We start from the raw sequence: 26,549 nt of genomic DNA, 5'->3' as shown, positions 1-26,549 counted from the left end.
TCTAATATTTTAGAAGATATCGTCTCTGCGAGTGCCCACACAGATTGTCTGATAATTTGTTAAAGAGCAGTGCAACAGTCGCTGCCGTTTCCGGTCTTCTGCGTTGTTGCAGAGGAGGCGTATATTACGTTATTCCCCTGAAGAGTCAAGAGTTTTTTCAAACTTTTTTCTTTTCTCTTCGCTGTCCTTCGCGGCTGTTGTCAGCTCATCGTCGGTCAGTGGATGCGCATTATAGGGAGTTCCCGGATTAGCGCAAGTGTTTTTTTTAAATAATTTTCTGTTCGTTCAAAACTCCAACAAGACGTATAAAAACCCCACAACAAAGATTAAATATCACTCAATTTTGGCAAAATACGTCGCAAATTCGCTTACTTTATTCCAATCCGTATATTCAATTTCTTTTGTTGGATCAGTTTCGCCTTTAGTCATCTTCATAATTAACTGGATCATGACTCTATCAATCCATTTATAACGAGGATAATAAAGAGCACCAGCAAATACACCAGTTAAAGTTGGCTTCCAAGGTGTCTTCTCTAGGAACTTGCGTATATAGGAATTAGTCTCTGGTGTATTCTTCTCAGCTTTTCTTGCCGTAAGATTAACGCCAAAGAATGCGGATGGCATATTATTTAACTGTGTAAGATGGCGAGTAATAAATTTATCGAGAGCTTTATTAAAATAACCATAGCGGATAGAAGCACCGACTAAGACTTTACTATAAGAAGACAAATTTAAACTCTGCTGAACAGAGGTTAAATCTCTCACATCACAATCATGACCATGTTGTCTTAATTCATTCGCAATTTGCGTCATTATCTTTTTAGTTTGACCATCAGTACTACAATACAGCAATAGTGCGCTCATACATTACTCCTTGTATTAGGTTAATCACGCCAAAACGTTGGGGTAAATAAAACCAAGAGTGTGAAAACTTCGAGTCGTCCAAATAGCATTGTCACGACAAGTATCCATTTTGCAGCTGGATTCATTGTCGTAAAGTTGTCAGCGACAATACCTAATCCAGGACCAAGATTATTTAATGTGGTTGCAATAGCAGAAAATGCAGAAAATTCATCAACGCCTGTCGCTATCAACAACATTAAGCTAATAATAAATACCAACGCATAAGCAGAGAAGAATCCCCACACTGCTTCAATAATGCGTTCAGGTAATGCTCGATGACCAAGTTTGATGGTATAAACAGCATTGGGGTGAACAAGACGTTTTAATTCACGATTCCCTTGTAGGAATAAAAGCAAAATACGAATGACTTTTAATCCCCCACCTGTTGAACCCGCACAGCCACCAATAAATGCCGAGCATAATAATAGAAGAGGTAAAAATGCAGGCCATTGCGCAAAGCTATCCGTGGCAAAACCTGCCGTTGTCGCCATAGAGACAACTTGGAAAAAAGCCTGATTTATAGTTATCCATCCTGTGTCATATACAGAATAAAGCCACAGAATACCGCTACAGATAATGACTAATCCTAATTGAATTGAGATAAACATACGAAATTCAGGATCACGCCAATAGATATTTAAGCTTCTTCCCGTTAATACAGCAAAGTGTAAACCAAAGTTACAACCAGAGATCAAAAGGAATACACCAATAATGATGTTAATGGTTGGGCTGTTAAAATAACCGATACTGGCATCGTGAGTAGAAAACCCACCAATTGCAATCGTTGAAAAGCTATGAGAAATAGCATCAAACACATCCATGCCTGCAATCCATAATGCTAGGGCACAAATGATGGTTAATAAGACATAGATAAGCCAAAGTGCTTTCGCTGTTTCTGCAATTCGGGGACGCATTTTATTATCTTTCAATGGCCCCGGCATTTCTGCACGATATAACTGCATTCCCCCAACACCTAAAAGTGGAAGAATCGCGACAGCTAATACAATGATCCCCATCCCGCCTAACCATTGGAGCATTTGACGATAAAACAAAATAGCTTTAGGTAATGAATCTAGCCCCACAAGCGTTGTGGCTCCAGTCGTAGTCAGTCCAGAGAAAGATTCAAAAAAGGCATCAGTAATAGAAAGGTGAGGTTGTTCAGAAAAAATAAACGGCAATGCCCCTACACTACCCAGTACCGTCCAAAATAAGACAACAATAAGAAAGCCTTCTTTAGGCTTAAGCTCACTTTTTTTATGTCGATTGGGTATCCACAGCATTAACCCAATGATCAATGCAACAATAAATGTTTGGCTAAATGCACGCCCTGCTCCATCTCGATATATTAATGCGACAATACCGGGAATGATCATCGTGACAGAAAATAAGATGACAAGCAGTCCGACAATACGGGTTATTGAACGAAAATGCATTTAGCGATTTCCTTGGTAGCAAAGATTATTCATTTTTATCTAACGGGATTAATTGCATACTGCCACGACTTATATCACGAAGTTTAACTTCGACTTCACCGCTATCTACGGCTGGCAATGAAAGTATAAAAGTCACTTTATCAGTATATTCACTTGAAAGTACTTGCCCATGATATTGTTCAACGACTTGTTCAAGTAATGAAACAAGTGAATATTCACACGCTACACTAAAACGCAATTGTGGCACTTTTGTTTTTGTTGGCAAAAGCTTTAATGCTTGTTGAACGCCACTACCATAAGCCCTAACTAATCCACCGGTTCCTAATTTGATCCCACCGAAATACCGAACAACCACCGCGGTAACTTCGCCCATTCCACTCCCTAAAAGAGGTGCAAGAATAGGTTTTCCCGCAGTACCTGTTGGCTCACCATCATCAGAAAAACCTAACTGTTGTGAGTCATCGGGTCTTCCTGCAACAAAAGCCCAACAGTGGTGTCGGGCATCAGGAAATTGCTCTTTGATAGACTGAATATAAGCTTTTGCTGCATCAATACCTTCAGTGTGAGCAATAAATGTAATAAAACGACTCTTCTTTATTTCTTCACTGAATTCTACGGTTTCAGCGGGGATCAAATATGCTTTCATCAGGCTAAGTGTAAGTCTCTGGTCATATTTTCAATTTTGTTATCGTGGATAATAATATTATCTTCAATACGAATACCACCAAATGGTTTGAAATGTTCAATCAGCTTCCAATTGAAATGAGTACTGTATTTCCCTTCTTTCCAAGGCTCTAGCAGAGAGTCGATAAAGTAAAATCCAGGTTCAATTGTTAATACCATGCCCGGTTCAACAATACGTGTGCAACGTAAGAATGGATACATTGCAGGAGCCGCTAAATGGGTACCTTTATCATCTTGCATAAAACCAGCCGCATCATGAACTTGCAGACCTAAAGCGTGCCCTAAACCATGAGGTAAAAATGGTGTAGTTAATCCAGCGCTCACCATCTCTTCTTCACTAACACCTTTAACAATGCCGTACTTATTAAGTAATCCAGCAATACGTTGATGCATTTGAACATGGTATTCAGTATAACGCACACCTGCTTTCATCGTTGCAATCAGCGCTTGTTGCGCATCATTCATATCTTTAACTAACGAAGTAAATTCATGGTTTTCTTTTGCGCTATAAGTACGAGTGATATCGGCTGCGTAACCATTATACTCTGCACCTGCATCAATAAGGAAACTACGATATTCATCTGGGGATTCATGATCTAGCTTTGTGTAATGCAAAACAGCGGCGTGTTCATTTAAGGCGACAATATTGCCATAAGGTACATCGGTATCACGATGACCTGTTGCCATTAAATACGCCATATTAATATCAAACTCACTTAATCCAGCTTGGAATGCTTCACGAGCAGCAATGTGTCCGTTAACAGCCATTTTTTGTGCTTCACGCATACAGGCTAATTCATAACCAGTTTTGTAAGCACGATAGTAATGATAATAATTAAGAAGAGATTGATTGTTGATATTATCAATACTCACACCTAGTGATTCTGCTCGCTGTGTATTTGGACCAATATAAGCAGTATTTTTATTAATATAAGGTGCGAGCTCTTTTTGAATATCATCAACATTTTTAAGATGAATTAATTCAATTTCATGCGTCCAATAGCTACTTGGTAAAGCTTCAACACTGTGCCAATAGTCAACTGGGGAATAGAACCATAATTTAGGTTTATTAACACCATCCGCTAATAGCCAGCAATGTGGTACATCTGTCACAGGCACCCATGCTTTAAAATGAGCATTCACTTTAAAAGGATAATCACTGTCATCAAGGAAAACTCGAATAGGTTCACCAGAATGAATTAATACAGAATCAAGATGGTGTCTGGATAAAGCATCACGAGTACGATTTTGTAGAGTTTTGATATGTTCTTGGTACAGAGAGAGCAATTTTTCCATTATTAATTACCTTATCTTATTCATTGTTAATGATTCAGCTTAACACGCCAACTCTTTTAGTGGCTAACCCCATAACAAAAATAGATTATTGCCGATTTATCGCTCCTCTTTTTAGCAAACTGAGCAACAACATAGAATTCAATAAGTTGAATAATTTCACTGTGATCACCCTTGCAGTTTTTTAATCAAATATTTGCATTTATTTAACATAGTATTCACACTCTTAATATCTGGTCATACCAGTCTATATATTTAGGGAGAATACAAATGCTCTATCAAAGCGAAAATATTCAAGCCGATTGGGTGAAACAAGGTATTGTTGAACTCATTTTCAACGCCAAAGGTTCTATTAATAAATTAGATACCAAAACGGTTGCAATGCTAAGTGAAGCTTTAACGGTATTAGAAGCAACACCGAACCTAAAAGGCGTTATCTTGCGTTCAGAAAAACCGGCGTTTATTGTCGGTGCTGATATTACTGAGTTTTTATCCCTTTTTGATGCCCCTGAAGAAGAATTATCTCAGTGGCTACATTTCTCTAATCAGATTTTTAGTCGACTTGAAGACTTACCTGTTCCTACCGTTTCCGCAATTAATGGCTATGCACTTGGCGGTGGCTGCGAGTGCGTACTTGCTACTGATTTTCGTATTGCTTCTCCTGATTTGCGTATCGGTTTACCAGAAACGAAACTTGGGATCATGCCTGGCTTTGGTGGTTCTGTACGTCTTCCTCGTTTAATTGGCGTCGATAACGCATTAGAAATTATTACTGCGGGTAAAGATGTTGATGCTCAAACAGCCCTTCAAAATGGATTAATCCAAGCAATTGTTCCTCTAGAAAATTTAAAAGAGAGTGCTATTTCGTTAATCGAACAAGCAATTGAAGGCAAAATTGATTGGAAAGCGGCACGTCATCCAAAAACAGCACCATTAAGACTGACAGAGCTTGAACATAAAATGTCTTTTAGTGTCGCAAAAGGTATGGTGATGAAAGTAGCAGGTCCTCATTATCCAGCGCCCATCACCGCAGTAAAAACTATTGAAAAAGCAGCTTTTCTAAATAGAGACGAAGCACTAGCTCTCGAAACTGAAAACTTTGTTAAGCTCACACGCACTGATGTTGCAAAAGCCTTAGTCGGTATTTTCCTTAATGATCAGTACGTGAAAAATATCACGAAAAAACGTCATGCCGAATTACCTAAACAGGCTGCCGTATTAGGTGCAGGGATCATGGGAGGTGGAATATCCTATCAATCTGCCCTAAAAGGCATTCCTGTTGTAATGAAGGATATTAACCAAAAATCCCTTGAGCTGGGTATGAATGAAGCGTTAAGCCTATTGCAAAAACGCCAAGAAAAAGGTCGAATGAGTGCCGTAGATATGGCGAAAACTCTCGCCTCTATTCAACCAACACTAAATTATGCCTCTGTCAGCGATGCGGATGTTGTTGTCGAAGCAGTTGTTGAAAATCCAAAAGTAAAGGCAACTGTGCTTGCAGAAACAGAAGCACTATTAGCTGATAACGCGATCCTTGCTTCCAATACTTCAACTATTCCTATTTCATTACTCGCAAAATCCTTAAAACGCCCTGAGAATTTCTGTGGGATGCACTTCTTTAACCCAGTTCATCGAATGCCACTGGTCGAAATCATTAAAGGCGAAAAAACCAGTGAAGAAACCATTAACCGTATAGTCAGTTACGCCAGTAAAATGGGAAAAACACCGATTATTGTTAATGATTGCCCCGGCTTCTTTGTAAACCGAGTCCTATTTCCTTATTTTGCAGGATTCTCTCTATTATTAAGAGATGGTGCTGATTTTATTGCCGTTGATAAAGTGATGGAAAAGGTATTTGGTTGGCCTATGGGACCTGCATACCTACTTGATGTTGTTGGTATTGATACAGCAAATCACGCTCAAGCAGTAATGGCTCAAGGTTTCCCTGACAGAATGGGGACAGTTGAGCGAGATGCGATTGCTCTTTTATATGAGCAACAGCGATATGGCCAGAAAAATAATCATGGTTTCTATAATTACTCTGTTGATAAACGAGGTAAAAAACAGAAATCAGTTGATGGTCAAATTCAAACGCTTATTCAACAAAATGCAGGCAAAACGCAAGAGTTTAGCCAAGATGCAATTATCGCTCGTATGATGATCCCAATGATCAATGAAGTTATCCGTTGCTTAGATGAAGGTATTATTGCTTCACCAGCAGAAGCTGATATTGCATTAGTTTATGGTTTAGGCTTCCCTCCTTTCCGCGGTGGTGTATTCCGTTATCTTGATACTATCGGATTAGCGCAATTTGTTGCAGATGCACAGCAATACGCATCATTAGGGCCGCTTTATCAAATCCCTGAAAGCTTAAAACAAAAAGCACAGCGCAATGAAACCTATTATCCAAAACCCGCAAAAGTAGATGTTAACATCAGAGAACTCGCTTAAGGAGATATGAAATGGAAAAGGTTGTCATAATTGATGGTATTCGTACTCCAATGGGACGCTCAAAAGGTGGTGCATTTCGCCATGTCAGAGCGGAAAATCTCTCTGCTCACCTGATGCAAGCACTACTAAAACGTAATCCTAATATTAATCCTAATGATATTGGCGATGTAATTTGGGGTTGCGTACAACAAACTTTAGAGCAAGGTTTTAATATTGCTCGTAATGCGGCGTTATTGGCTGAACTTCCACACAAGGTTCCTGCAGTTACAGTTAACCGGTTATGTGGCTCATCAATGCAAGCATTACATGATGGTGCACGCCAAATTATGTTGGGTGATAGCCAAGTAGCATTAATCGGTGGTGTTGAGCATATGGGTCATGTGCCAATGACTTATAATGCGGATTTTAATCCATCACTTAATCTTTCTGTTGCTAAGGCCTCATTTTCAATGGGATTAACAGCAGAAATGCTAGCAAAATCATTCCAAATTTCACGCGAAGAGCAAGATAAATTTGCTTATCGCTCGCATCATTTAGCGGCGATAGCCACACAGCAAGGTTATTTTGATAATGAGATAGTGGCTATCAATGGCCATGATGCAACGGGTAATTTTATCAATGTAAAAAATGATGAAGTTATTCGTTATAACCCAAGTCTTGAGGAATTAGCGCAACTTAAACCTGTATTTGATCCCGCCACAGGCTCGGTAACAGCAGGTAATTCATCTGCAGTTTCTGATGGCGCATCCGCGATGTTTATCACCAGTGAACGTTACGCTAAAGAGCACAACTTAAAACCTCGCGCCGTTATTCGTGCAATGTCTGTGACAGGATGTGATCCCGCAATTATGGGTTATGGCCCTGTTCCTGCGACAGAAATTGCGTTGAAAAAAGCAGGGTTAACATTGAGCGATATTGATATTTTTGAGCTAAATGAAGCTTTTGCTGCACAGTCATTAGCTTGCATGAAGAAAATGAATTTGCTCGATAGTATCGATGACAAAATTAATTTAAATGGCGGAGCGATAGCCTTAGGACATCCTTTAGGTTGTTCAGGCTCTCGAATAACCACTTCATTATTAAATATTATGGAGCGTAAAGATGCACAATTTGGCTTAGCCACAATGTGTATTGGATTAGGGCAAGGTATTGCAACGATTATAGAACGTGTTTAACACAGTATTCTGTATATTCACGTTCTTATCGTTAGGAAAGTATTCTTTTCGATTGCATGGTTAGAAACCATTTTCCCGCCGTCAGGGGCGGGTTTTTTTATGGTTTTAAAAACGAAAATAATCACAAATAGCAGAGGGTACTCTCGTTTTATCAGATAAATTCAAAAGCATCGCTAAATAGGCGTGTTTTATCTGCATTACGCTCATTACAAAAACGATCTCTGGCTATTTTTGCCATTTCAAAACGTCCTGCGATGTAAATATCATATTCTGATAAATCACCAAAATCTTCGCTTATTGCCGTTAATACCGTACCTTTTCTGCCTCGCCATGCTTCATCTGGTTGCTCAACCACAGGAACCACAGACAAAGACGGATGTAATTCTGATAATTCTTGTAATTCATTGAGATCATAAAGATGAACGCTTTCTCTTCCGCCCCAATAAATCGTAATAGGTCGCTGTGGATTTTCAGCTAATGCAGCCAATAAAATTGAGTGGGTATAAGAAAATCCTGTACCGCCAGCAATTAATAATAGAGGGCGTTGACTCCCTTTTTTAAACCACGCATTCCCATGAGGGATATCAATGGTAAGCTGCTGTTTTTCTAATATCACATCAAGCACTGCCATCGCATAAAGATTGAGTTCAGACGCACCAATATGAAGTTCAATAAAGTCTTTGTTTTCAGGTATAGATGCAATAGAAAAAGGACGTTTATCACGTTCATCCATAACCGCTAAAAGATATTGCCCAGCCTGAAAATCAAATTCGCCATCAGGTAATAGCCTTACCCGATAAACCGTATCTGTCATCGGCTCAACAAGTGAGACTTTACAATTCAGTATTGCCATGTTGTTCCTCTGTTATTATTTAAGAATATCGAGCTGTTCCCAAATAGTATCGACTCGTTGCTTAACTTCATCAGACATCACAATAGGTCTACCCCACTCTCTATCTGTTTCACCCGGCCATTTGTTAGTTGCATCAAGACCCATTTTTGATCCTAATCCAGAAACAGGTGAAGCGAAGTCGAGATAATCAATAGGCGTATTTTCCATCATAATGGTATCTCTCGCAGGGTCCATTCTGGTCGTGATTGCCCAAATCACATCTTTCCAATCTCTTGCATTGACATCATCATCGCAAACAATCACAAATTTGGTGTACATAAATTGCCGTAAGTAAGACCAAACTCCCATCATTACGCGTTTAGCATGACCTGCATACTGCTTCTTCATTGTCACAACCGCTAAACGGTAAGAACATCCTTCAGGAGGTAGATAAAAATCTACAATTTCAGGAAACTGTTTTTGTAAAATTGGAACAAGTACTTCATTTAACGCAACGCCTAATACTGCGGGTTCATCAGGCGGACGTCCCGTATATGTTGAATGATAAATTGCATCTTTACGGCGCGTTAAATGCGTAATGGTAAACACAGGGAAAGAGTCAATCTCATTATAATATCCTGTATGGTCACCATATGGTCCTTCTGGGGCTAATTCTCCGGGTTCAATGTAACCTTCAAGAATAATTTCAGCACTTGCAGGTACTTCAAGATCATTTGAAAGACATTTCACAACTTCTGATTTATTACCACGCAGTAAACCCGCGAATGCATATTCAGATAAGGTATCTGGTACAGGTGTTACTGCACCTAAAATAGTGGCAGGATCTGCCCCTAATGCGACGGAAACTGGAAAGCGTTCGCCGGGATGTTTTTGACACCACTCTTGAAAATCTAAAGCACCACCACGATGCGATAACCAGCGCATAATCACTTTATTTTTACCCAGCACTTGCTGGCGATAAATACCTAGGTTTTGACGCTCTTTCAATGGACCACGAGTCACCGTTAATCCCCAAGTAATCAAAGGTGCCGCATCTTCAGGCCAACAATGCATAACAGGGATCTTTGTTAAATCAACATCGTCACCGGTTAAAACCACCTCCTGACAAGGGGCTTTACTCAAGCGTTTTGTTGGCATATTTAAAACTTGCTTAAATTTAGGTAACTTATCAAAGAGATCACGAAAACCTTTCGGAGGATCAGGCTCTTTTAGAAATGCTAATAATTTTCCAACTTCGTGTAGGGCTTTAACATCATCTTGCCCCATTCCCATTGCTACACGCTCTGGTGTACCAAATAAGTTACAAAGCACTGGCATATCAAACCCTTTAGGGTTTTCAAACAACAGCGCTGGCCCACCGGCACGTAAAGTTCTGTCCGCTATTTCGGTCATTTCAAGGTAGGGATCTATTTCATAGGTGATACGTTTTAATTCACCTTTTTCTTCTAATAATGAAAGAAAATCTCTTAAATCGCGGTATTTCATCATAATCTTACGAGCCAGTGAGTGAAAGAAAAGAGGGCCAATGCCCTCTTTGAGACGCTATAAGCTAAACGCATAACTCACTAAAATGCAATGCTTTTTATTTAGTAGCGTTCACTATGCTTATAAACAGCGGAATGGAACCCACTCTGAAAGTAATTTAGTATCAAACTGTTCAGGGAATGTTTTTCCATGTTGGAAGATTTTAAAACCTTCATTTTTAGCGCTGTAATAATGTAATTCTTCGCCTTGAATATATAAGTAACTACCTTCACGGATAGCCACAACAATTTCTTCAGGGTTAATCGCACAAAACTCTGCAATACGCTCATCGCGAGTTTCACCCATATGACCACTGATAGAAGCATCAATGTAATGTGGGTTAATTTGAACAGGGAATAAACCTAATGAAGGCATAATAACAGAAGAGCGTACTGGCATATCATTAGTGGTACGAATTGTTGGTGTTGCAACGTTACAACCTGCACTCCAACCAATATAAGGAATATTGCGCTCACGTACTGCACGTTGAATAGGAACAACCAATCCTTTTTCATGCAGCATTTGGTTTAATAACCAAGTATTACCACCACTGACTAAAATACATTCTGCATTGTTGATTGCATCAACTTCTGAATCAAAATGTTCAATACAAGTAACTTCAATACCTAACACTTCTGATAAATCACGAGCACGTTGATCATGATCGGAACGAATAACGGCATAAGCAATTAATACAGCAGAACGAATACCGCGTTTTTTAATCATGCTATCGATATTATCTTTTGCATAACTTAACCAACGTGGATCCCCGGCAATTTTTCCGTTACTTAATAAAAAAACTTCCATTACAGAACCTCTTTATAATTATGAACAAAATTCTAAGATAATTATCTTGAAAGCTTTTTCTTGTTTTTACCATCACTTTTTTGTCAACTTGTTACCTCTATCCGAGATCCAACTGAAAGTCACAAAAACAAGCCTTTTTATTGCGTATAAACACGGCTTTTTTGTTCTTTTTTCAGTATAAAACCACGTTACTCTATTTTTTATTTAATCCCTGATAGATACTGTTACCTTAATTATAAATTTGCTATCATCGCTTAAATTAAATTTAACTAACTTATTGTCTCTATTATGAAAAATTGGCACTTGCTGTATTGTAAACGAGGGCAAATTCCTCGTGCTATCGAACACTTAGAACGTCAGCAAGTGGGCTGTTTTACACCTATGGTAACCATAGAGAAAGTATTAAGAGGAAAGCGCACTACCGTAACAGAACCGCTTTTCCCTAATTACCTTTTCATTGAGTTTGATCCTGAAGTGATCCATACCACGACCATTAACTCAACCCGTGGCGTAAATTCGTTTGTTCGCTTTGGGCAATATCCTGTCACCGTTCCTCAAGATGTAATTGACACACTGCAAATACCGCAGCTTTCTTCGCTAACTTATAGTGAAGAAAATGTGCCTCATAGTGGCGACAGTGTGTTAATTACAGAGGGTATTTTTCAAGGGATCAAAGCCATATATCAAGAGCCTGATGGAGAGACCCGTTCAATTTTGCTTTTGAATATATTAAATAGTGAAGTGAAAAAATCAGTAGGAAATAAAGAGTTTAAAAAAGAGTCACTCTAGAAAAAGTTAACCCAGCAATTGCTGGGCTAATATCATATTATTTTAGAAAATCGTTTCTAAAATTATTTTTGCTGTTCTGCTTCAGCTTCCGCCTCTGCTTCCTCAGGTTCTTCTTCAGATGCTCTTCTTCCCTTGCCTACATAAAAGCGCGATACCATGACACCGATTTCAAACAGTAAGTACATAGGTATTGCTAGTAAGGTTTGAGAGAAAACATCTGGTGGGGTTAATACCATACCAACGACAAAGGCACCCACAAGAATATAAGGACGTTTTTTCTTTAAGGCATCAGGTGTTGTTACACCACTCCAGCACAGTAAAATAATCGCAATAGGTACTTCAAAAGCTGCACCAAACGCCATAAATAGCGTCATTACAAAACTTAGATATTTACTGATATCTGGAATAAAGTTAACCCCTTCAGGGGTTGTATTAACAAAGAAGCCAAACGCGAGAGGGAACACAACAAAATAAGCAAACGCCATACCGAGATAGAATAATACTGTACTTGAAACAAGTAATGGTAGCATTAAGCGGCGTTCGTGTTTATACAATGCTGGTGCGATAAAAGCCCATACCTGATAAAGAATAACAGGCACAGAAGCAAAAACGGATACCATGATTGTCAATTTAATCGGTGTCAAAAATGTAGAGGCAACATCCGTCGCACTCATATTTGACCCTTTTGGCAACTTTTCGAGTAATGGAGCCGAGACTAATTGATAGATATCGTTAGAAAAATAAACCAGCGCTAAAAAAACCACCAGAACTGACACTAAGCTATACATCAAACGCTTGCGTAGTTCTATTAAATGGCTGATCAGCGGTTGGGTATCATTTACTGCCATGTTTTAATGCTCACCATTGACCTGATCAGTTGTTTTTTTCTCTATTGTTACTGGTTGAGTAACAGGAACTTCTGTTTTTGTAACACTTTCTGCCACAGGTTTATGGCGATTAGCATCATCATTAACTTCATCAGCTTCAGCAAGTGCGGCTAAATCAGAAGGTGAAGGTTCCGTAGAGTCGGTTTTTACAGACTGCTCTTTCGTGGAGTCTGGCGTTGTAGGTGCTTGATAAGTTTGTTTTAAAGACTGTGCAGCCTCTTTTAACTCATCCATAGACGCTTTCAGCTCTGGCGATAGCGTTTGCAAATTTGCTTTCTCTTCAACTTTTTTCAAGCTCTCTTGGAGTTCTTGAAGTTTTAGTTCTTGAGTCAGTTCATTTTGCACATTCGCAGCCAAAGAGCGTAACGCCCTTACCCAGCCAGCAATTGTTTTTACTGCTACGGGCAAACGTTCTGGCCCCAGAAAAACAAGACCAATCACCATGACCAATAGCAGCTGACTAAAACCAATGTCAAACACGGTTTACACCTGCTCTTTGTTTTTGCTCTCAGTTGTAGACTTCTCTTCTGTTGAAGTCTTCTGCGCTAAATTTTTAGTATCAAAATCTGCGTCGTTATTTGTTTTTTCAGCGTTGTTGGTGTCTTTATCTGCAGCTTCGTCACCAATCGCTTTTTTAAAGCCTTTTACTGATGCACCTAAATCTGAGCCCAATGTGCGCAGTTTATTTGTACCAAATAATAAGACAACGATGACAGCGATGATGAGTAATTGCCAAATGCTAATACCGCCCATTTTATGTTCCTCAACTATTTTCGGGGTTATACTTAATAACAGTGCCCATTATATACAACGAATTCAATTTTCGGGAATCTCGAATTCATCTTTTAACTTGCTCAAAGACAAACTTTGATGTGTTTTTATTGTGCATTACCAGATCTAAACCAACCCAAAATCCATGCAAGAAGGCCTAAACTGATAAAAACACTGAATAATGTTTTAAAACCAGAAACAAAAAACAGGCTACCGCATAAAAACAGTGTTGTACCTATACCCAATAAAAATAGAGACTGTCTCTGTTTGACTCTTTGCGAACTTATTTGTTCCGTCAATTTGTCTAGCGTTAACTTCATATTTTTATGTTGCTTCAGACTATCATAAACCAACTCTGGTATCTCTGGCATTTTTTCAATCCAGTAAGGCGCTTTGCTTTTTATACCATTCACTAGTGCCGTGATACCAATCTGGCTATGTAACCAATCTTCTAAGAAAGGTTTTGCCGTTTTCCATAAATCCAATTGTGGATATAGCTGGCGACCAAGCCCTTCAACATAAAGCAATGTTTTTTGAAGTAAAACTAACTGCGGTTGTACTTCCATATTGAAGCGGCGTGCTGTATTGAAAAGATTAAGTAACACATGTCCAAATGAGATCTCGGAAAGTGGCTTTTCAAAAATCGGTTCACACACAGTACGGATCGCAAATTCAAAATCTTCTACATTGGTATCCGCTGGCACCCAGCCTGAATCAACATGTAATTCTGCAACTTTTCGGTAATCACGGTTAAAGAAGGCTAAGAAGTTTTCAGCTAAATAGCGTTTATCTTCTTTATTTAATGACCCAACGATCCCGCAATCAATACCGATATAATATGGATTTTCAGGGTGATCATAGCTAATAAACACATTACCAGGATGCATATCAGCATGGAAAAAACTGTCTCTAAACACCTGAGTGAAAAAGACTTTTACGCCACGCTCTGCAAGAAGCTTCATATTCGTCTTTTGTGCATTCAACGCTTCAATATCAGAAACGGGAATACCATAAATACGCTCCATTACCATCACGTTTTCATGACAATAATCTGAATACACTTCAGGAATATACAACATAGAGCTATTTTCAAAATTACGACGTAATTGAATAGCATTAGCCGCTTCACGCAGTAAATTTAGCTCATCGAGTAATGTTTTTTCATATTCGCGGATCACCTCTTTTGGTCGTAAACGACGACCATCAGGTAAAAACGGTAATAAATTTGCCAAGCGATACATCAAACGGATATCCGCTTTGATAACAGGCTGAATATCAGGACGAATAACCTTTAGTACCACTTCTTTGCCGTTTTCTTTTAATTTTGCAGTGTGAACCTGTGCAATAGAAGCGGAAGCTAGTGGGGTTTCATCAAAATCATCAAACCATTGGTCAATAGGGCCACCAAATGAGTTTTCGATATATTGTCGTGCTTTCTTACCATCAAAAGGAGCGACTTTGTCTTGCAATAAAGCAAGCTGGTCAGCGATTTGAGGAGGGAAAAGATCACGTCGAGTTGATAACATTTGACCTAATTTAATCCAAACAGGGCCTAATGTTTGCAATGCGAGTCGTAAGCGTTCACCTAATGGTTTTTCTGGATGTTTATTTTTGATCCAAAATAGTGCTCGGCATCCTAATCTTGCAGGTAAAGTAATTCGGTGTTTAGGAATTAACTCATCAAGCCCATAAGATAAAAATACCTGAATAATATGATAGAGGCGCTTTAACTCACTAAGGAGCATTATTTTTTCTCCAATGTGCCTAACCGTTTTTCCAGCTCGGCTGTTTGCTGTGCAAGTTCTTCTATTTCATCATAAAAATGGACTGTTTCTAATGCACTAGGTGCAGTTTTCCACTCTTCAATTAATGCGTCACGTAAATAATCTTTTTGGTGACTTAAGAGTGAAGAAAATAACTGAACACCCTTTCCTGCAACAACAGTCAGGCTTTGCGCTGCAATATCACCGATATAAGGTGCTAAATATTGCGCGGGCTCCCACTGCGCCATATCTAATAATGCAGACCAATTTTGAACAACCTGCATATCACCATCGATAGTGATATCGCCACAGTTAATTAGTTCTGACATTTTTTGACGGTCACGAAGCTTAATTAGAGTTAATAATTTTGTTTTTATCAAACAATCAGTTTCATCATCCCACTGACTTAATACATCAACTTGTTGTTCACTAAAGACTAAGTAGATGGAACGAGGAAACTCATTGATAGAAAGCGCCAACACTTTGCCCGCAAGGCGATTGCGGGCAGGTTTAAGCACATTTTCCTGATATAAAACGTGATTAAGTGCTGTCTCCATTGATGCTGTTAGCAGCGGATACAGTACTTGAGAAGCAATATCATGAGAAAAAGTGGCTTTTTCCATCTCAGAATTTAAATCCTTTGTGTAATGCAACTATACCTCCAGTCATATTGGTATAGGTAACTTGATCAAATCCAGCTTCTTCCATCATACCTTTTAGTGTTTCTTGGTCTGGATGCATACGAATTGACTCCGTTAAATAACGGTAGCTTTCAGCATCATTAACAATCACTTGACCAATTTTTGGTAGGATATGGAAAGAGTAAGCATCATAAATCTTGCTTAAAGGATCAAGAACAGGTTTAGAGAATTCTAGCACCAGCAGACGTCCACCTGGCTTTAATACACGGAACATAGAACGTAACGCTTTTGCTTTATCTGTCACATTACGTAAGCCAAAGGAGATAGTGATGCAGTCAAAATGGTTATCTGGGAACGGTAACTCTTCAGCATTTGCCTGTACATAGTTAACATTACCCACAATACCGTGATCGCGTAGCTTTTCACGTCCCATTTTCAGCATTGAGTCATTGATATCAGCTAAAACAACTTCCCCATTTTCACCCACAAGACGAGAGAATTTAGCCGTTAAATCACCAGTACCACCAGCAAGGTCAAGAACACGTTGGTTACGTCTAACACCACTTGCTTCAATGGTATAACGTTTCCAAATGCGGTGAACACCGAAAGACATCAAGTCATTCATTAAATCATACTTAGACGCGACAGAGTGAAAAACCCTTGCAACCATGGTTTGTTTATCATCTTTGTCAACGGTTTGGAAACCAAAATCAGTTGTTTCCTTAGTTTGTTGAGTCATATTATTTGCCCGCTAATTAATCAAAATTTAGTAAATTCAGTACTGGTCGTTCTCAGAAATCGTTATCTCTTTATTTTATCAAATCAATCAGATGCTGATTTTTCAATGAGATCATTATCAATCGTTTTTTTTATCTCAACCCCTAAGGATTTAAAGCCTTCCGCTTGACTGATTAGATTTCCACGACCTTCAGAGAGTTTTTTCATCGCTAATAGATAGCCAGACTGCGCTTTTTGAATACTGTTTCCTAGCCCTTGCATATCATCAACGAAAAGTCTTAATTTGTCATACATTTTAGCCGCTCTGTCTGCAATTTCTTGCGCATTTTGGCTTTGATATTCATAACGCCATAATGCGGCTATTGTACGCAAAGCAACAAGTAAAGTAGATGGCCCAACTAACATAATATTGTTTTTCAATGCTTCTTCTAGCAAGTCTGGAGAATGACCAATTGCAACAAGATAAGCGGGCTCAATAGGTATAAACATTAAAACATAGTCTAAAGACGTTACACCCGGTAGTTTATGATAATCTTTTACACTCAATCCTTTAATATGCGCTTTAATTGAGTTCACATGCGCATAAAGCGCTTGTTTGCGTTCATTATCATTATCACTACTAAAATACTTTTCATATGCCACCAGCGACATTTTAGCGTCGATAATAACATCTCTACCATGAGGTAGATGCACAATTACATCAGGTTGATAGCGACTACCATTTTCATGTCGAATACTCACCTGTGTTTCAAATTCATGACCTTCACGTAATCCTGAAGACTCTAATATACGTGCTAATACTGTCTCGCCCCAGTTACCTTGAACTTTATTATCCCCTTTCAAGGCATTAGTTAAGTTAACGGCTTCTTGTGCCATTTTTACATTCAATTGTTGAAGCTGGCGAATTTCATGAACCAAGGTATGTCGCTCTCTGGCTTCTTGCCCAAAACCATCTTGAACTTGTCGCCGAAAGCTTTCGAGCTGTTCACGAAAGGGGGAAAGTAAGTGTGTCAATCCTTGGCGATTCAACTCTTCAGCTTTACGTCCACTTTGTTCGAAAATACGATTAGCTAAGTTCTCAAACTGCGTTGCAAGCCGTTGCTCACTATTTATTAATAATCGTTGTTTTTCTTCTGCGGATATTCGGCTTTCTTCCCAGCGAGTTGTCACTTCTCTTAATTCAGCTTCTTGAGAGGTAATAATTTCTCGCTGAGCACGTAATTCTTGCTCTAGTTGTTCTATATGTTGTTGTAAAGAAGGGATAATTACCGCTTTTTCTTGAGCGATAGCAAGCTGTGTGTGATTTTCACGTAGCATGGCTTCTTTATCGGATAAACGTTGTTGGATAGACCACCAAACCAGCGCGCCTCCAACAAGTACACCACCTAATAAACCAATGATCCCATATAACAACTGAATATCCACTAAAGTGACCTTTTTACTTTCCAGCGGGCTACGTTAAAACGCATAGGTAATATTGTCTAGCAACAATTTACATCATGACTTGATTTGCGATAAAGGACGCAGTTATCCCATCCATTTCGCAAGCCATTGCAAACCAAAAGCACCGGGCGCCAAAATGCCAAAAGCCCAAATCATGGCTGAGGTTAAATTAGCAATTTGAAAATAACGTTGTGGCATCGCACAAATACCCGCAACTAACGGGACAATGGCACGAAAAGGCCCAAAAAATCGACCAATAAACACGCCCCAAATTCCCCAGCGATTAAAGAACTGATGGCCTCTAACCAATGTTTGTGGTGAACGTGAAATTGGCCACAAATTTTTCACACCGTCTTTATAGTGAAATCCTACCCAGTACGATATCCAATCACCAAAGAAAGCACCTAATGCAGCCGCAAGCCAAATCGGCCAGAAAAAAAGACCACTTTCACCAATTAAGGCACCTAATCCCAATAAAATAACCGTGGCGGGAATAAGCAAAGAAATAAACGCGAGTGATTCACCAAAAGCAAGAAAGAACACGATCGGAATAGCCCAGATCTCGTGCTCTTTTACAAAGAGGGTGATGGTATGAATAATGTCTTGTACTGTCAAAATAGAGACCTTAAATTCGGTTAACCTAAGTGAAATAAAACATTCTGATTAACCGAATATAAATCACTTCATTACTCTAGAAAATAATTTTGTAAGGCATCTCGGCTAGAAGCATCTAAACCGATATCTTTTTCTAGCCAAGTATCCACATTACCGTAATGCTGATTAATACTAGCTAATGCCGTTTGCAAAAACTCTTCTTGTACTGAATAAACATAGGCAAATTTATCAACAATGTTATCACTCATTGTTTTGGCATGTTCTTCTAAAAGATAAGCGCGATAAGGCGCTAATGTTTCATTGGTTAGCAAGTAATCTTCCATTACCACATCTAAAGATGCACCGAGTGCGAATAATACTAAAGCTGAGCCAACACCTGTTCTGTCTTTACCTACTGCACAGTGTTGCACTACGCCCCCTTTTTCGGGTTGCTTTAATAACGTAGCTAATTGTTTATAGGCAGGGTTATTAATAGGTAACAATTTATATAACTGAAACATAAAGGCTTTAGCATCAAACTGCTCAAGTATTTCAGGTGTCAGCTTTTCAAGATTGGCAGAGACTTCTTTGGATAACGGATTGGCAGGTGCATGATAATATTGCGCACCGTCCCAGACTCGGTCTGGTTTATCAACGATTTCGCCAGTATCGCGATAATCAATGATTTGAAAAAGATTTTTATCAATGAGAAGAGATTGGTCTGTATTGGTTAATCTATCCAGCGAGCCTGAGCGAAAGAGCATTCCGGGTTTAATAACACCACCGTTACTCAATTTTTTACCGCCTAAATCACGAAAGTTAATTCCGCCGACTAAAGGCAACACCGAAGGATGTGTTTGTAATATATCAGTCATAATGCCTCTTCTCATTGTTGTATTGTTAAGACCTCAAAGACCTTAACAGAAATCAGCGTCTGTTAACACATTAACTTGATGAATTACCATACAAAAAAAGCCCTTAATACTTATGTATTAAGGGCTTTCATATTTGATGAAAAAAAACTTATTTCATTAAAATGCGAGCGGCTTCGATAACGATACCTAGTGCATTATTTTCAGTTTTCTTCAGTAATTCCGCATCTGGAATTTCTTGTTGAGTACGGTTTACGATAACACCCGCAACCATACCTGCACGTAAACCTTGGCTTGCACACATTGTTAATAATGTTGCAGATTCCATTTCATAGTTCATTACGCCCATTTCTTGCCACTCTTTCATAGAGCCTTTGAAACGGCGAACAACACGACCTGTATAGGTGTCGTAACGTTCTTGTCCTGGATAGAATGTATCTGAAGATGCAGTAACCCCTACGTGTACAGTTGAGCCATTGTCTTTAGCGGCTTTGTACAGTGCGTTCATACATTCAAAATCAGAAACAGCTGGGAATTCCATTGGTGCGAAATGTAAGCTTGCGCCATCTAAACGAACCGCAGCAGTGGTGACAAGAATATCACCTACATTGATATGCTCTTGAATCGCACCTGTTGTACCAATACGTAAGAAAGTACGGATACCTAACTGTGCTAATTCTTCAACAGCGATAGAAGTAGATGGACCACCGATACCTGTTGAGCAAACAATGACAGCCTTGCCATCAATTTCGCCACGCCATGACGTGTATTCACGTAAAGAAGCCAGATGAACTGGGTTATCCATTAATTTTGCAATTTTTTCAACTCGCTTAGGATCACCTGGAACAATTGCTAAAGTGGCACCCTGTAGGTCATTTTTGGTTAAACCTAAGTGAAATACATCAGACATATCGGACTCCTCAATGGGACAAAACCAATGATCATTAAATTAAAAGTTACTGTATCAGTTTTCCAGACCTTTTTAGTGACAAACATCACTTACAAGGCACCAAACAAAGCAACAATTTCATAAAATTGTGACCATAATCACGAAAAACAGCATTCGAAATACATTTTCAGCGAATACATCACCCATATTCGCTTACTTCAATCATTCACTAAAATAAACATTTCATTTATCAGTATAGACGACACAAATACCTTGATGCACATATACTCTAAATAATTCAAGATGTAGCTAGAAGTCAACAACGCTACGGCTTGAAGTATGACGAGTAGCTTGAAGTATAACGAACATAACGCGTACACTACCCGCCCTTAAAATAAACACCTAATGTGACAAACACACCGTCACTGGAGTAAACATGAGCTTATTTAACCAAATTGCGAGCCTACTTGGTGGCGAAAAAATCAATCAATATAAAACTGTCCTTGACTGGATTGGATCTCAAGGCGGCATTGAAGGCTTAGTAAAGCAATTTGATACAGCGGGTTTAAGTGAGCTTATTCAATCTTGGATAAGTACCAATACAAATTTACCTATCAGTGCTGAACAAATCGTAGCGGTTTTTTCATCGCCTGTTATTAATGAACTTGCGTCAAAAATTAATTTAAATGCGACAGAAGCTTCTGAAATGGCAGCACAATACTTACCTAAATTAATTGATAAAGTCACGCCGGATGGCGTTATACCTCAAGATTTAGATTTAGTCAGTGCTGGTATGGATATTTTAAAAGCGAAGATTTTTGGCGGCTAAATAAACAGACTGTTTTAATGCGTTTTCCCTTACATCCCATAAGAGAAAACGCATCACGTTCTTAATAATCAAAATTGATTACAGCAAACCTTCTTCAATCAACGCTTCATGAAAACGTTGTTTCTCTTCAGGTGTTGCCTGAATACGCTCTAAAGGGACATCTAAAGCATAAGGAATATTCTGTTGTGGTGAATAAACGGCTAATACGTAGGTATTTCCATTTTGCTCAATTACAATAGGAGGTGTTTTCTTATTTCCTGAATAAGCGATACGGATATCTTTACCATCTAAATTAAGATGATAAGTGGCAATAAATTGCTTATTACTCACAACCATTTTTGCAGGAATAGCGATTAATTTTAAAGGCTGAGTTCCCACTGATAATAATGCTTTTCTTACTTTACTCGTCAGTATTTGACGATAAATAAAAAAGATCACGCTAAAACCAAATAAGCCGATAAAAATAATAGTGCTAATTAAACGAAGCCAAATATTATCTATCGCCACATCAACGGTCATTTTACTTAGATCATTTGCATCAGCGACGGGTTCAACTAACACATCTTTGGGACCTAAATCTAAAAAAGTAAAATTACGCGAAACTTCATTGCCTTTATAACGCAAATCAACACTACAGTTAGTAAGAACAAAGAGTTGCGAGCGACAAGAGCCTTTCACCGTAGCGTCAACAGGTACTGCATTCTCACTGATTTTATAATCATAAAGAATATTGGGAATTTGATAAGCACTAAATACCGTCATTGCTAGCATGAAAATAACTAAGAATAAGGTGCGAAATAATCCACCGTCTCCTCTTAGTGGAACTAATTTCAAAGGTCGAGTTGGAAAAGCATCTAATACTTTATCCGAAAGTTTAATGCTAGTTTGCACAATAATTATATCCATAAAATTAGAGAGTTTTCGCAGTATAGCAACTATCATGAATATCAATAATAAGATTTACTCTAAGTTTTAATGAATACCTTTCTTTTTTATTTTATATAAATTTAACCTGCTATTTTGACTGCGCGACTTATCTAAAGTAACAGGTCAAAAATAGCAGGCTAATAAATGATTAATTATTTTATTACACGCTCTGACGCAAATACTTAGCTGCCTCAACCATATTCGCTAATGCTGCGCGTGTTTCAGGCCAGCCTCGTGTTTTCAATCCACAATCTGGGTTCACCCATAAACGCTCTGCGGGAATTCGAGATTGCGCCTTTCTTAATAAACCAACAATCCATTCCACATTTGGCACATTAGGTGAGTGAATATCATAAACACCCGGTCCAATTTCATTTGGATAATCAAAGTGCTCAAAAGCTTCTAACAGCTCCATATCTGAACGTGAGGTCTCAATAGTAATAACATCTGCATCCAGTGCTGCAATAGAATCCATGATGTCATTAAACTCGCAATAACACATATGAGTGTGGATTTGTGTTTCATCATCAGCAATGGCAGCACTTAATTTAAAGGCATCGACAGCCCAATCAAGGTAAGCCTGCCACTCATTACGACGTAGCGGTAATCCTTCACGCAATGCAGGTTCATCAATTTGAATAATACCAATACCCGCTTTTTGTAAATCATCCACTTCATCACGCAGTGCTAACGCAATCTGTTTTGCAATTGTTTCACGCGTCACGTCTTCACGAGGGAACGACCAACATAAAATTGTCACAGGACCTGTAAGCATGCCTTTAACTGGCTTTTCCGTTAATGACTGCGCGTACGTTGCCCAATCTACAGTAATCGGTGCTGGGCGACTAATATCACCGATAATCACTGGTGGTTTTACACAGCGTGAACCATAACTTTGTACCCAGCCATTTTGCGTAAACACATAACCATCAAAATGTTCACCAAAATATTCCACCATGTCATTACGTTCAGCTTCGCCATGAACTAATACATCAAGACCAAGGTTTTCTTGTTCTGATATTGCTTGCTTAATATGTTCGCTGATATTTGTGCGATAAGCTGCCGTATCTATACGCCCTTTCTTAAAATCTAAACGAACAGTACGAATTTCTGTTGTTTGCGGGAATGAGCCAATCGTGGTCGTAGGCCATAATGGCAGATTAAATCGAGCTCGTTGTACTTCTGCACGTTGAGTATAAGGTGAATTTCTTTCACTATCTTGTGCTTCAATTGCCTGTAAACGAGCCTCAACTGTTGCATTATGCACACGAGTCGAGTGCTGACGTTGACGAATTGGCGCACTGTACTGTGCCAATTGTTCATCATACTCACCTTCTGGTGCATTCAATGCCTTGGCTAACAAAGCCACTTCTTCACATTTCTGAACAGCAAAAGCAAACCAGCTTTTTACTTCATCATCAAGTTTCGTCTCTGCATTTAAATCAATTGGGCTATGCAGTAATGAACATGATGTTCCGATCCACAAAGGACGCTTATCTTTTAGCGCAATCACTTGCTGATAACGTGCGCTTAAATCTGCTTTCCAAACATTTCGACCATTAATGGCACCTAATGACAGTACCCAGTCTTTAGGTAACGCTTGGTGTAAATGTTGCAAATCATCTTGCCCAGCTGAAATGTCAACATGAAGCCCATTAACAGGTAAATTTTTAATAATATCAAGATGATGAGAAATGCCATCAAAATAGGTTGTCAGCAGTAATTGAGTTTGTCCCGTTAATGCTTGATAAGCTGTTTGATACGCATTTTGCCATTCAACAGGTAAATCGAGTACCAATGCAGGCTCATCAATTTGCACCCATTCAATGCCTTTCTCTTTTAATGCAGTAAGGACTTGTTGATAGATAGGTAAAATATCTTTTAACAGCGTTAATCTATCAAATTCAGGGCCTTTCACTTTACCTAACCACAAGTAAGTCACAGGACCGAGTAAAACAGGTTTTACTTTATGACCCAGTGCTAATGCTTCATCGACTTCTTCTAGCAACTCTTTCCATGCAAAGGTAAATGACTGACCTTGCTGAAATTCCGGTACGATATAGTGATAGTTAGTATTAAACCATTTCGTCATTTCAGATGCAGCAGCAGGTTTACCTGTTGGTGCTCTACCACGAGCGACTCTAAATAGAGTATCAAGATCGAGTGAGCCATCTTCATTACGATGACGAGGTGGCACATTACCTAGCAGCAGGCTTGTACCTAATACTTGGTCATACCAAGCAAAATCACCGACAGGTAATAATTCAACACCTGCATCTGCCTGCTGTTGCCAATGGCGAGCGCGAAGTGCTTTACCCACTGCAATCAATTCTTCCTGTGAAATCTTGCCTGCCCAATAATTTTCTTGCGCCTTTTTTAGCTCTCTATCTAAGCCAATACGAGGGAAACCGAGTGTGTGATTGCGAATTGTCATAATTAAAATCCTATTTTTAGCCGTCTAGATGTTTACACATCCATAATCTACAGGTAGTGTATAAATCACAAGCGCAAATTTTTCATCAACAACCTGAAGGTTTCTCATGATAGAAATAAAACATTTAAAAACGATCTTAGCCTTGAAGCACACAGGCTCTCTTGCTAACGCAGCAAATCAACTGCATCAAACACAATCGGCTCTTTCACATCAGTTTAGTGAATTAGAACATCGCCTTGGCTATCGAATTTTTGTACGTAAAAGCCAACCACTGCGCTTTACTTCACAAGGGGAAGTGCTCGTTAAATTAGCAGAAGAAGTATTGCCTATCGTTCGTAGGGCGATTGAAGCGTGTAATGAGCCGGGTAGTGTGAATTTGAATATTGCTATCGAATGCCATAGTTGCATTCAATGGTTAACCCCTGCATTACAGCAATATCGTCAAACATGGCCTGAAGTGACTGTTGATTTTCATTCCGGAGTGACATTCGATCCACAACCCGCATTATTACAGCGTGAATTAGATGTAGTGCTAACCTCCGATATCTTGGATGATCCTCGTTTACATTACACACCGTTATTTGACTATGAAGTGAAATTAGTTTTATCGCCAGACCACCCTTTGGCTAATCGCTTACATATTCAGCCACAAGATTTAATTGCAGAAACGCTATTTATTTATCCCGTACAAAGAGAGCGCTTTGATGTATGGCGTCATTTCTTGCAGCCCGCAGGGATCACTCCACATTTTAAACACGTCGATAATACGTTGTTATTAATTCAAATGGTTGCAGCCGGTATGGGTATTGCTGCATTACCTCATTGGGCTGTTGAGAATTTTGAAAAACAGGGATTAGTTGTTACAAAAACATTAGGAGAGGGATTATGGAGCCGGTTATATGCCGCTAACCGTAGTGGAGAGCAACATCAACCGGCAATTCGAGAATTTATTCGCTTATCAGGTCAGCACGCTGTTAACAATCTTCCTTTTGTAAAGCAGGTCGGCGTATCCAGCGTCGATGGATCCAAAGTGATGCAACAATCAGGCTCGCGCCTATGATGAAACTTGGCCAATTTGGATGTTGTTGCCAAATAGAGAAGTTCACTAATAACCCTGCTGGAACCATCATGTTATTCATAATAGCTAAGGTTCCAGCATCAACTTGTGTGGCACCATAGTTCCACATGAAATACCCTATTCCAGAAGCGCCAATTCCTAACCAGAGCAAAACACCCCATTGTAGCGATGTTGTTGGCATTTTCTGCCAATCAGCAAAAAACAATGCACCAACCAATGAAACCGCAACTGCACCAAGATAAAACCAAGAAAATGCATGATGTTGAGGAATAGGATGTACTTCCATTAACCGTTTATAACCCACCTGACCGATAGCAAAGAAAATATTAGCCAATTGCACTAATAATAATCCATACCAAAAATCATCACTTAAATGGTCATAGCGAATAATTGCCGCACCTAATACCGCTAATAATGAGCTAAATGCATAACCCCAACGTAATTTCTGACGCTCTAATAAATCATAAATTAACGTGACATAAAGCGGTGTTAATACAGTAAAAAGTAAAAATTCTGCGACAGTCAAATAGTTATAAGCGTGGAAGACAAACAGATACATAATACCGAGTTGGCAAGCTCCCACGAGCATATAAAGCAAAATCACCTTAAAACGAATTCCCTTCCAACGTAAGAAAGGTAAGAAGACCAAAGCCGCCAAAGAAACGCGGATCAGAACAGAAAGCCAGCTATCAACCTGACCCGCGAGATACTCGCCGATCAGGCTAAAAGAGGCTGCCCATAACAGTGTTGTAATAACGAGCAACCACATAA

The 26,549-nt window shown here is 39.1% G+C and carries 25 protein-coding genes; 5 read left to right on the top strand and 20 right to left on the bottom strand.

Annotation, left to right across the window (positions count from 1 at the left end; genetic code table 11):
* Positions 1–333: 333 nt before the first annotated feature.
* From hemG to pepQ, 4 genes are read right to left on the bottom strand one after another with little or no spacing between them, the layout of a single operon-like run.
* Positions 334–864 carry a menaquinone-dependent protoporphyrinogen IX dehydrogenase gene (gene hemG / locus ABN236_RS16780; protein ID WP_088493893.1) on the bottom strand — a complete coding sequence of 177 codons (531 nt, stop codon included), beginning with the start codon at positions 862–864 and terminating at the stop codon, positions 334–336.
* A gap of 20 nt (positions 865–884) precedes the next feature.
* Entirely contained in the window at positions 885–2,336 is a 1,452-nt protein-coding gene (gene trkH, locus ABN236_RS16775; RefSeq protein ID WP_036914641.1) for a Trk system potassium transporter TrkH, read from the bottom strand.
* A gap of 25 nt (positions 2,337–2,361) precedes the next feature.
* Positions 2,362–2,982 (bottom strand): IMPACT family protein, encoded by a 621-nt coding sequence (locus ABN236_RS16770; protein WP_194951719.1) that lies wholly within the window; start codon positions 2,980–2,982, stop codon positions 2,362–2,364.
* Positions 2,982–4,316, bottom strand: coding sequence for a Xaa-Pro dipeptidase (gene pepQ, locus ABN236_RS16765; protein ID WP_088493895.1), 1,335 nt, complete (start codon positions 4,314–4,316; stop codon positions 2,982–2,984). Before pepQ ends, ABN236_RS16770 begins: the two co-directional genes overlap by 1 nt.
* Before the next feature lie 267 nt (positions 4,317–4,583).
* Here pepQ and fadB point away from each other — a divergent pair, with 267 nt between their 5' ends.
* Both fadB and fadA read left to right on the top strand, forming a co-directional pair.
* Positions 4,584–6,764 (top strand): fatty acid oxidation complex subunit alpha FadB, encoded by a 2,181-nt coding sequence (gene fadB, locus ABN236_RS16760; protein WP_349474444.1) that lies wholly within the window; start codon positions 4,584–4,586, stop codon positions 6,762–6,764.
* 11 nt (positions 6,765–6,775) lie between these two features.
* Complete coding sequence (gene fadA / locus ABN236_RS16755) at positions 6,776–7,939, top strand: acetyl-CoA C-acyltransferase FadA (protein WP_088493897.1); 1,164 nt, start codon at positions 6,776–6,778, stop codon at positions 7,937–7,939.
* A gap of 151 nt (positions 7,940–8,090) precedes the next feature.
* Here fadA and fre read toward each other — a convergent pair whose 3' ends face one another.
* The 3 genes from fre to pepE form a co-directional block, all read right to left on the bottom strand.
* Positions 8,091–8,792 (bottom strand): NAD(P)H-flavin reductase, encoded by a 702-nt coding sequence (fre, locus tag ABN236_RS16750; RefSeq protein ID WP_088493898.1) that lies wholly within the window; start codon positions 8,790–8,792, stop codon positions 8,091–8,093.
* 15 nt (positions 8,793–8,807) lie between these two features.
* Positions 8,808–10,277: a 4-hydroxy-3-polyprenylbenzoate decarboxylase gene (gene ubiD / locus ABN236_RS16745; RefSeq protein ID WP_088493899.1), complete on the bottom strand. Its 1,470-nt coding sequence runs from the start codon at positions 10,275–10,277 to the stop codon at positions 8,808–8,810.
* Between the two features lie 120 nt (positions 10,278–10,397).
* Complete coding sequence (gene pepE / locus ABN236_RS16740) at positions 10,398–11,123, bottom strand: dipeptidase PepE (protein WP_023583493.1); 726 nt, start codon at positions 11,121–11,123, stop codon at positions 10,398–10,400.
* A 288-nt stretch (positions 11,124–11,411) separates the two neighbouring features.
* Between pepE and rfaH the strand changes: the two genes are divergently transcribed.
* Positions 11,412–11,912, top strand: a complete 501-nt coding sequence (gene rfaH, locus ABN236_RS16735; RefSeq protein WP_088493900.1) for a transcription/translation regulatory transformer protein RfaH — start codon at positions 11,412–11,414, stop codon at positions 11,910–11,912.
* A gap of 62 nt (positions 11,913–11,974) precedes the next feature.
* Here the strand turns inward: rfaH and tatC are convergent, their stop codons facing one another.
* The 10 genes from tatC to udp all read right to left on the bottom strand — a co-directional run bounded on the left by tatC (position 11,975) and on the right by udp (position 20,531).
* Complete coding sequence (gene tatC, locus ABN236_RS16730; RefSeq protein WP_165121748.1) at positions 11,975–12,760, bottom strand: Sec-independent protein translocase subunit TatC; 786 nt, start codon at positions 12,758–12,760, stop codon at positions 11,975–11,977.
* Positions 12,761–12,763: 3 nt separating this feature from the next.
* The gene (tatB, locus tag ABN236_RS16725) at positions 12,764–13,279 is read right to left on the bottom strand and encodes a Sec-independent protein translocase protein TatB (protein ID WP_088493902.1); all 516 of its coding nucleotides are present in this window, start codon (positions 13,277–13,279) and stop codon (positions 12,764–12,766) included.
* 3 nt (positions 13,280–13,282) lie between these two features.
* Entirely contained in the window at positions 13,283–13,552 is a 270-nt protein-coding gene (tatA, locus tag ABN236_RS16720; protein ID WP_006535549.1) for a twin-arginine translocase TatA/TatE family subunit, read from the bottom strand.
* A gap of 125 nt (positions 13,553–13,677) precedes the next feature.
* Complete coding sequence (gene ubiB, locus ABN236_RS16715) at positions 13,678–15,315, bottom strand: ubiquinone biosynthesis regulatory protein kinase UbiB (RefSeq protein ID WP_023583497.1); 1,638 nt, start codon at positions 15,313–15,315, stop codon at positions 13,678–13,680.
* Positions 15,315–15,956 (bottom strand): ubiquinone biosynthesis accessory factor UbiJ, encoded by a 642-nt coding sequence (locus ABN236_RS16710; protein ID WP_349474443.1) that lies wholly within the window; start codon positions 15,954–15,956, stop codon positions 15,315–15,317. The genes ubiB and ABN236_RS16710 overlap by 1 nt, the downstream gene beginning before the upstream one ends.
* A gap of 1 nt (position 15,957) precedes the next feature.
* Positions 15,958–16,713, bottom strand: coding sequence for a bifunctional demethylmenaquinone methyltransferase/2-methoxy-6-polyprenyl-1,4-benzoquinol methylase UbiE (gene ubiE, locus ABN236_RS16705; protein WP_075672293.1), 756 nt, complete (start codon positions 16,711–16,713; stop codon positions 15,958–15,960).
* Positions 16,714–16,796: 83 nt separating this feature from the next.
* Positions 16,797–18,137 carry a DNA recombination protein RmuC gene (gene rmuC / locus ABN236_RS16700; RefSeq protein WP_102949417.1) on the bottom strand — a complete coding sequence of 447 codons (1,341 nt, stop codon included), beginning with the start codon at positions 18,135–18,137 and terminating at the stop codon, positions 16,797–16,799.
* A 102-nt stretch (positions 18,138–18,239) separates the two neighbouring features.
* Entirely contained in the window at positions 18,240–18,770 is a 531-nt protein-coding gene (locus ABN236_RS16695) for a DedA family protein (RefSeq protein ID WP_088493904.1), read from the bottom strand.
* Positions 18,771–18,841: 71 nt separating this feature from the next.
* Positions 18,842–19,624, bottom strand: coding sequence for a tyrosine-protein phosphatase (locus ABN236_RS16690; RefSeq protein WP_194951714.1), 783 nt, complete (start codon positions 19,622–19,624; stop codon positions 18,842–18,844).
* Between the two features lie 148 nt (positions 19,625–19,772).
* Positions 19,773–20,531, bottom strand: a complete 759-nt coding sequence (udp, locus tag ABN236_RS16685) for a uridine phosphorylase (protein WP_023583501.1) — start codon at positions 20,529–20,531, stop codon at positions 19,773–19,775.
* A gap of 415 nt (positions 20,532–20,946) precedes the next feature.
* Between udp and ABN236_RS16680 the strand changes: the two genes are divergently transcribed.
* Entirely contained in the window at positions 20,947–21,339 is a 393-nt protein-coding gene (locus tag ABN236_RS16680; RefSeq protein ID WP_088493906.1) for a YidB family protein, read from the top strand.
* A 78-nt stretch (positions 21,340–21,417) separates the two neighbouring features.
* Here the strand turns inward: ABN236_RS16680 and ABN236_RS16675 are convergent, their stop codons facing one another.
* The gene (locus ABN236_RS16675) at positions 21,418–22,245 is read right to left on the bottom strand and encodes a hypothetical protein (protein ID WP_088493907.1); all 828 of its coding nucleotides are present in this window, start codon (positions 22,243–22,245) and stop codon (positions 21,418–21,420) included.
* A 181-nt stretch (positions 22,246–22,426) separates the two neighbouring features.
* Positions 22,427–24,700, bottom strand: coding sequence for a 5-methyltetrahydropteroyltriglutamate--homocysteine S-methyltransferase (gene metE, locus ABN236_RS16670; RefSeq protein WP_349474442.1), 2,274 nt, complete (start codon positions 24,698–24,700; stop codon positions 22,427–22,429).
* Between the two features lie 106 nt (positions 24,701–24,806).
* Between metE and metR the strand changes: the two genes are divergently transcribed.
* Entirely contained in the window at positions 24,807–25,760 is a 954-nt protein-coding gene (gene metR, locus ABN236_RS16665; protein ID WP_075672279.1) for an HTH-type transcriptional regulator MetR, read from the top strand.
* Here the strand turns inward: metR and ABN236_RS16660 are convergent.
* Positions 25,675–26,547: a carboxylate/amino acid/amine transporter gene (locus tag ABN236_RS16660; RefSeq protein ID WP_088493910.1), complete on the bottom strand. Its 873-nt coding sequence runs from the start codon at positions 26,545–26,547 to the stop codon at positions 25,675–25,677. The two genes, metR and ABN236_RS16660, sit on opposite strands and share 86 nt — an antisense overlap.
* Positions 26,548–26,549 lie beyond the last annotated feature (2 nt).

It is taken from the genome of Proteus sp. fly-1013 (assembly GCF_040140245.1).
Lineage (GTDB): Bacteria > Pseudomonadota > Gammaproteobacteria > Enterobacterales > Enterobacteriaceae > Proteus > Proteus mirabilis_B.
This window is presented reverse-complemented; position numbering and strand designations above follow the sequence as displayed.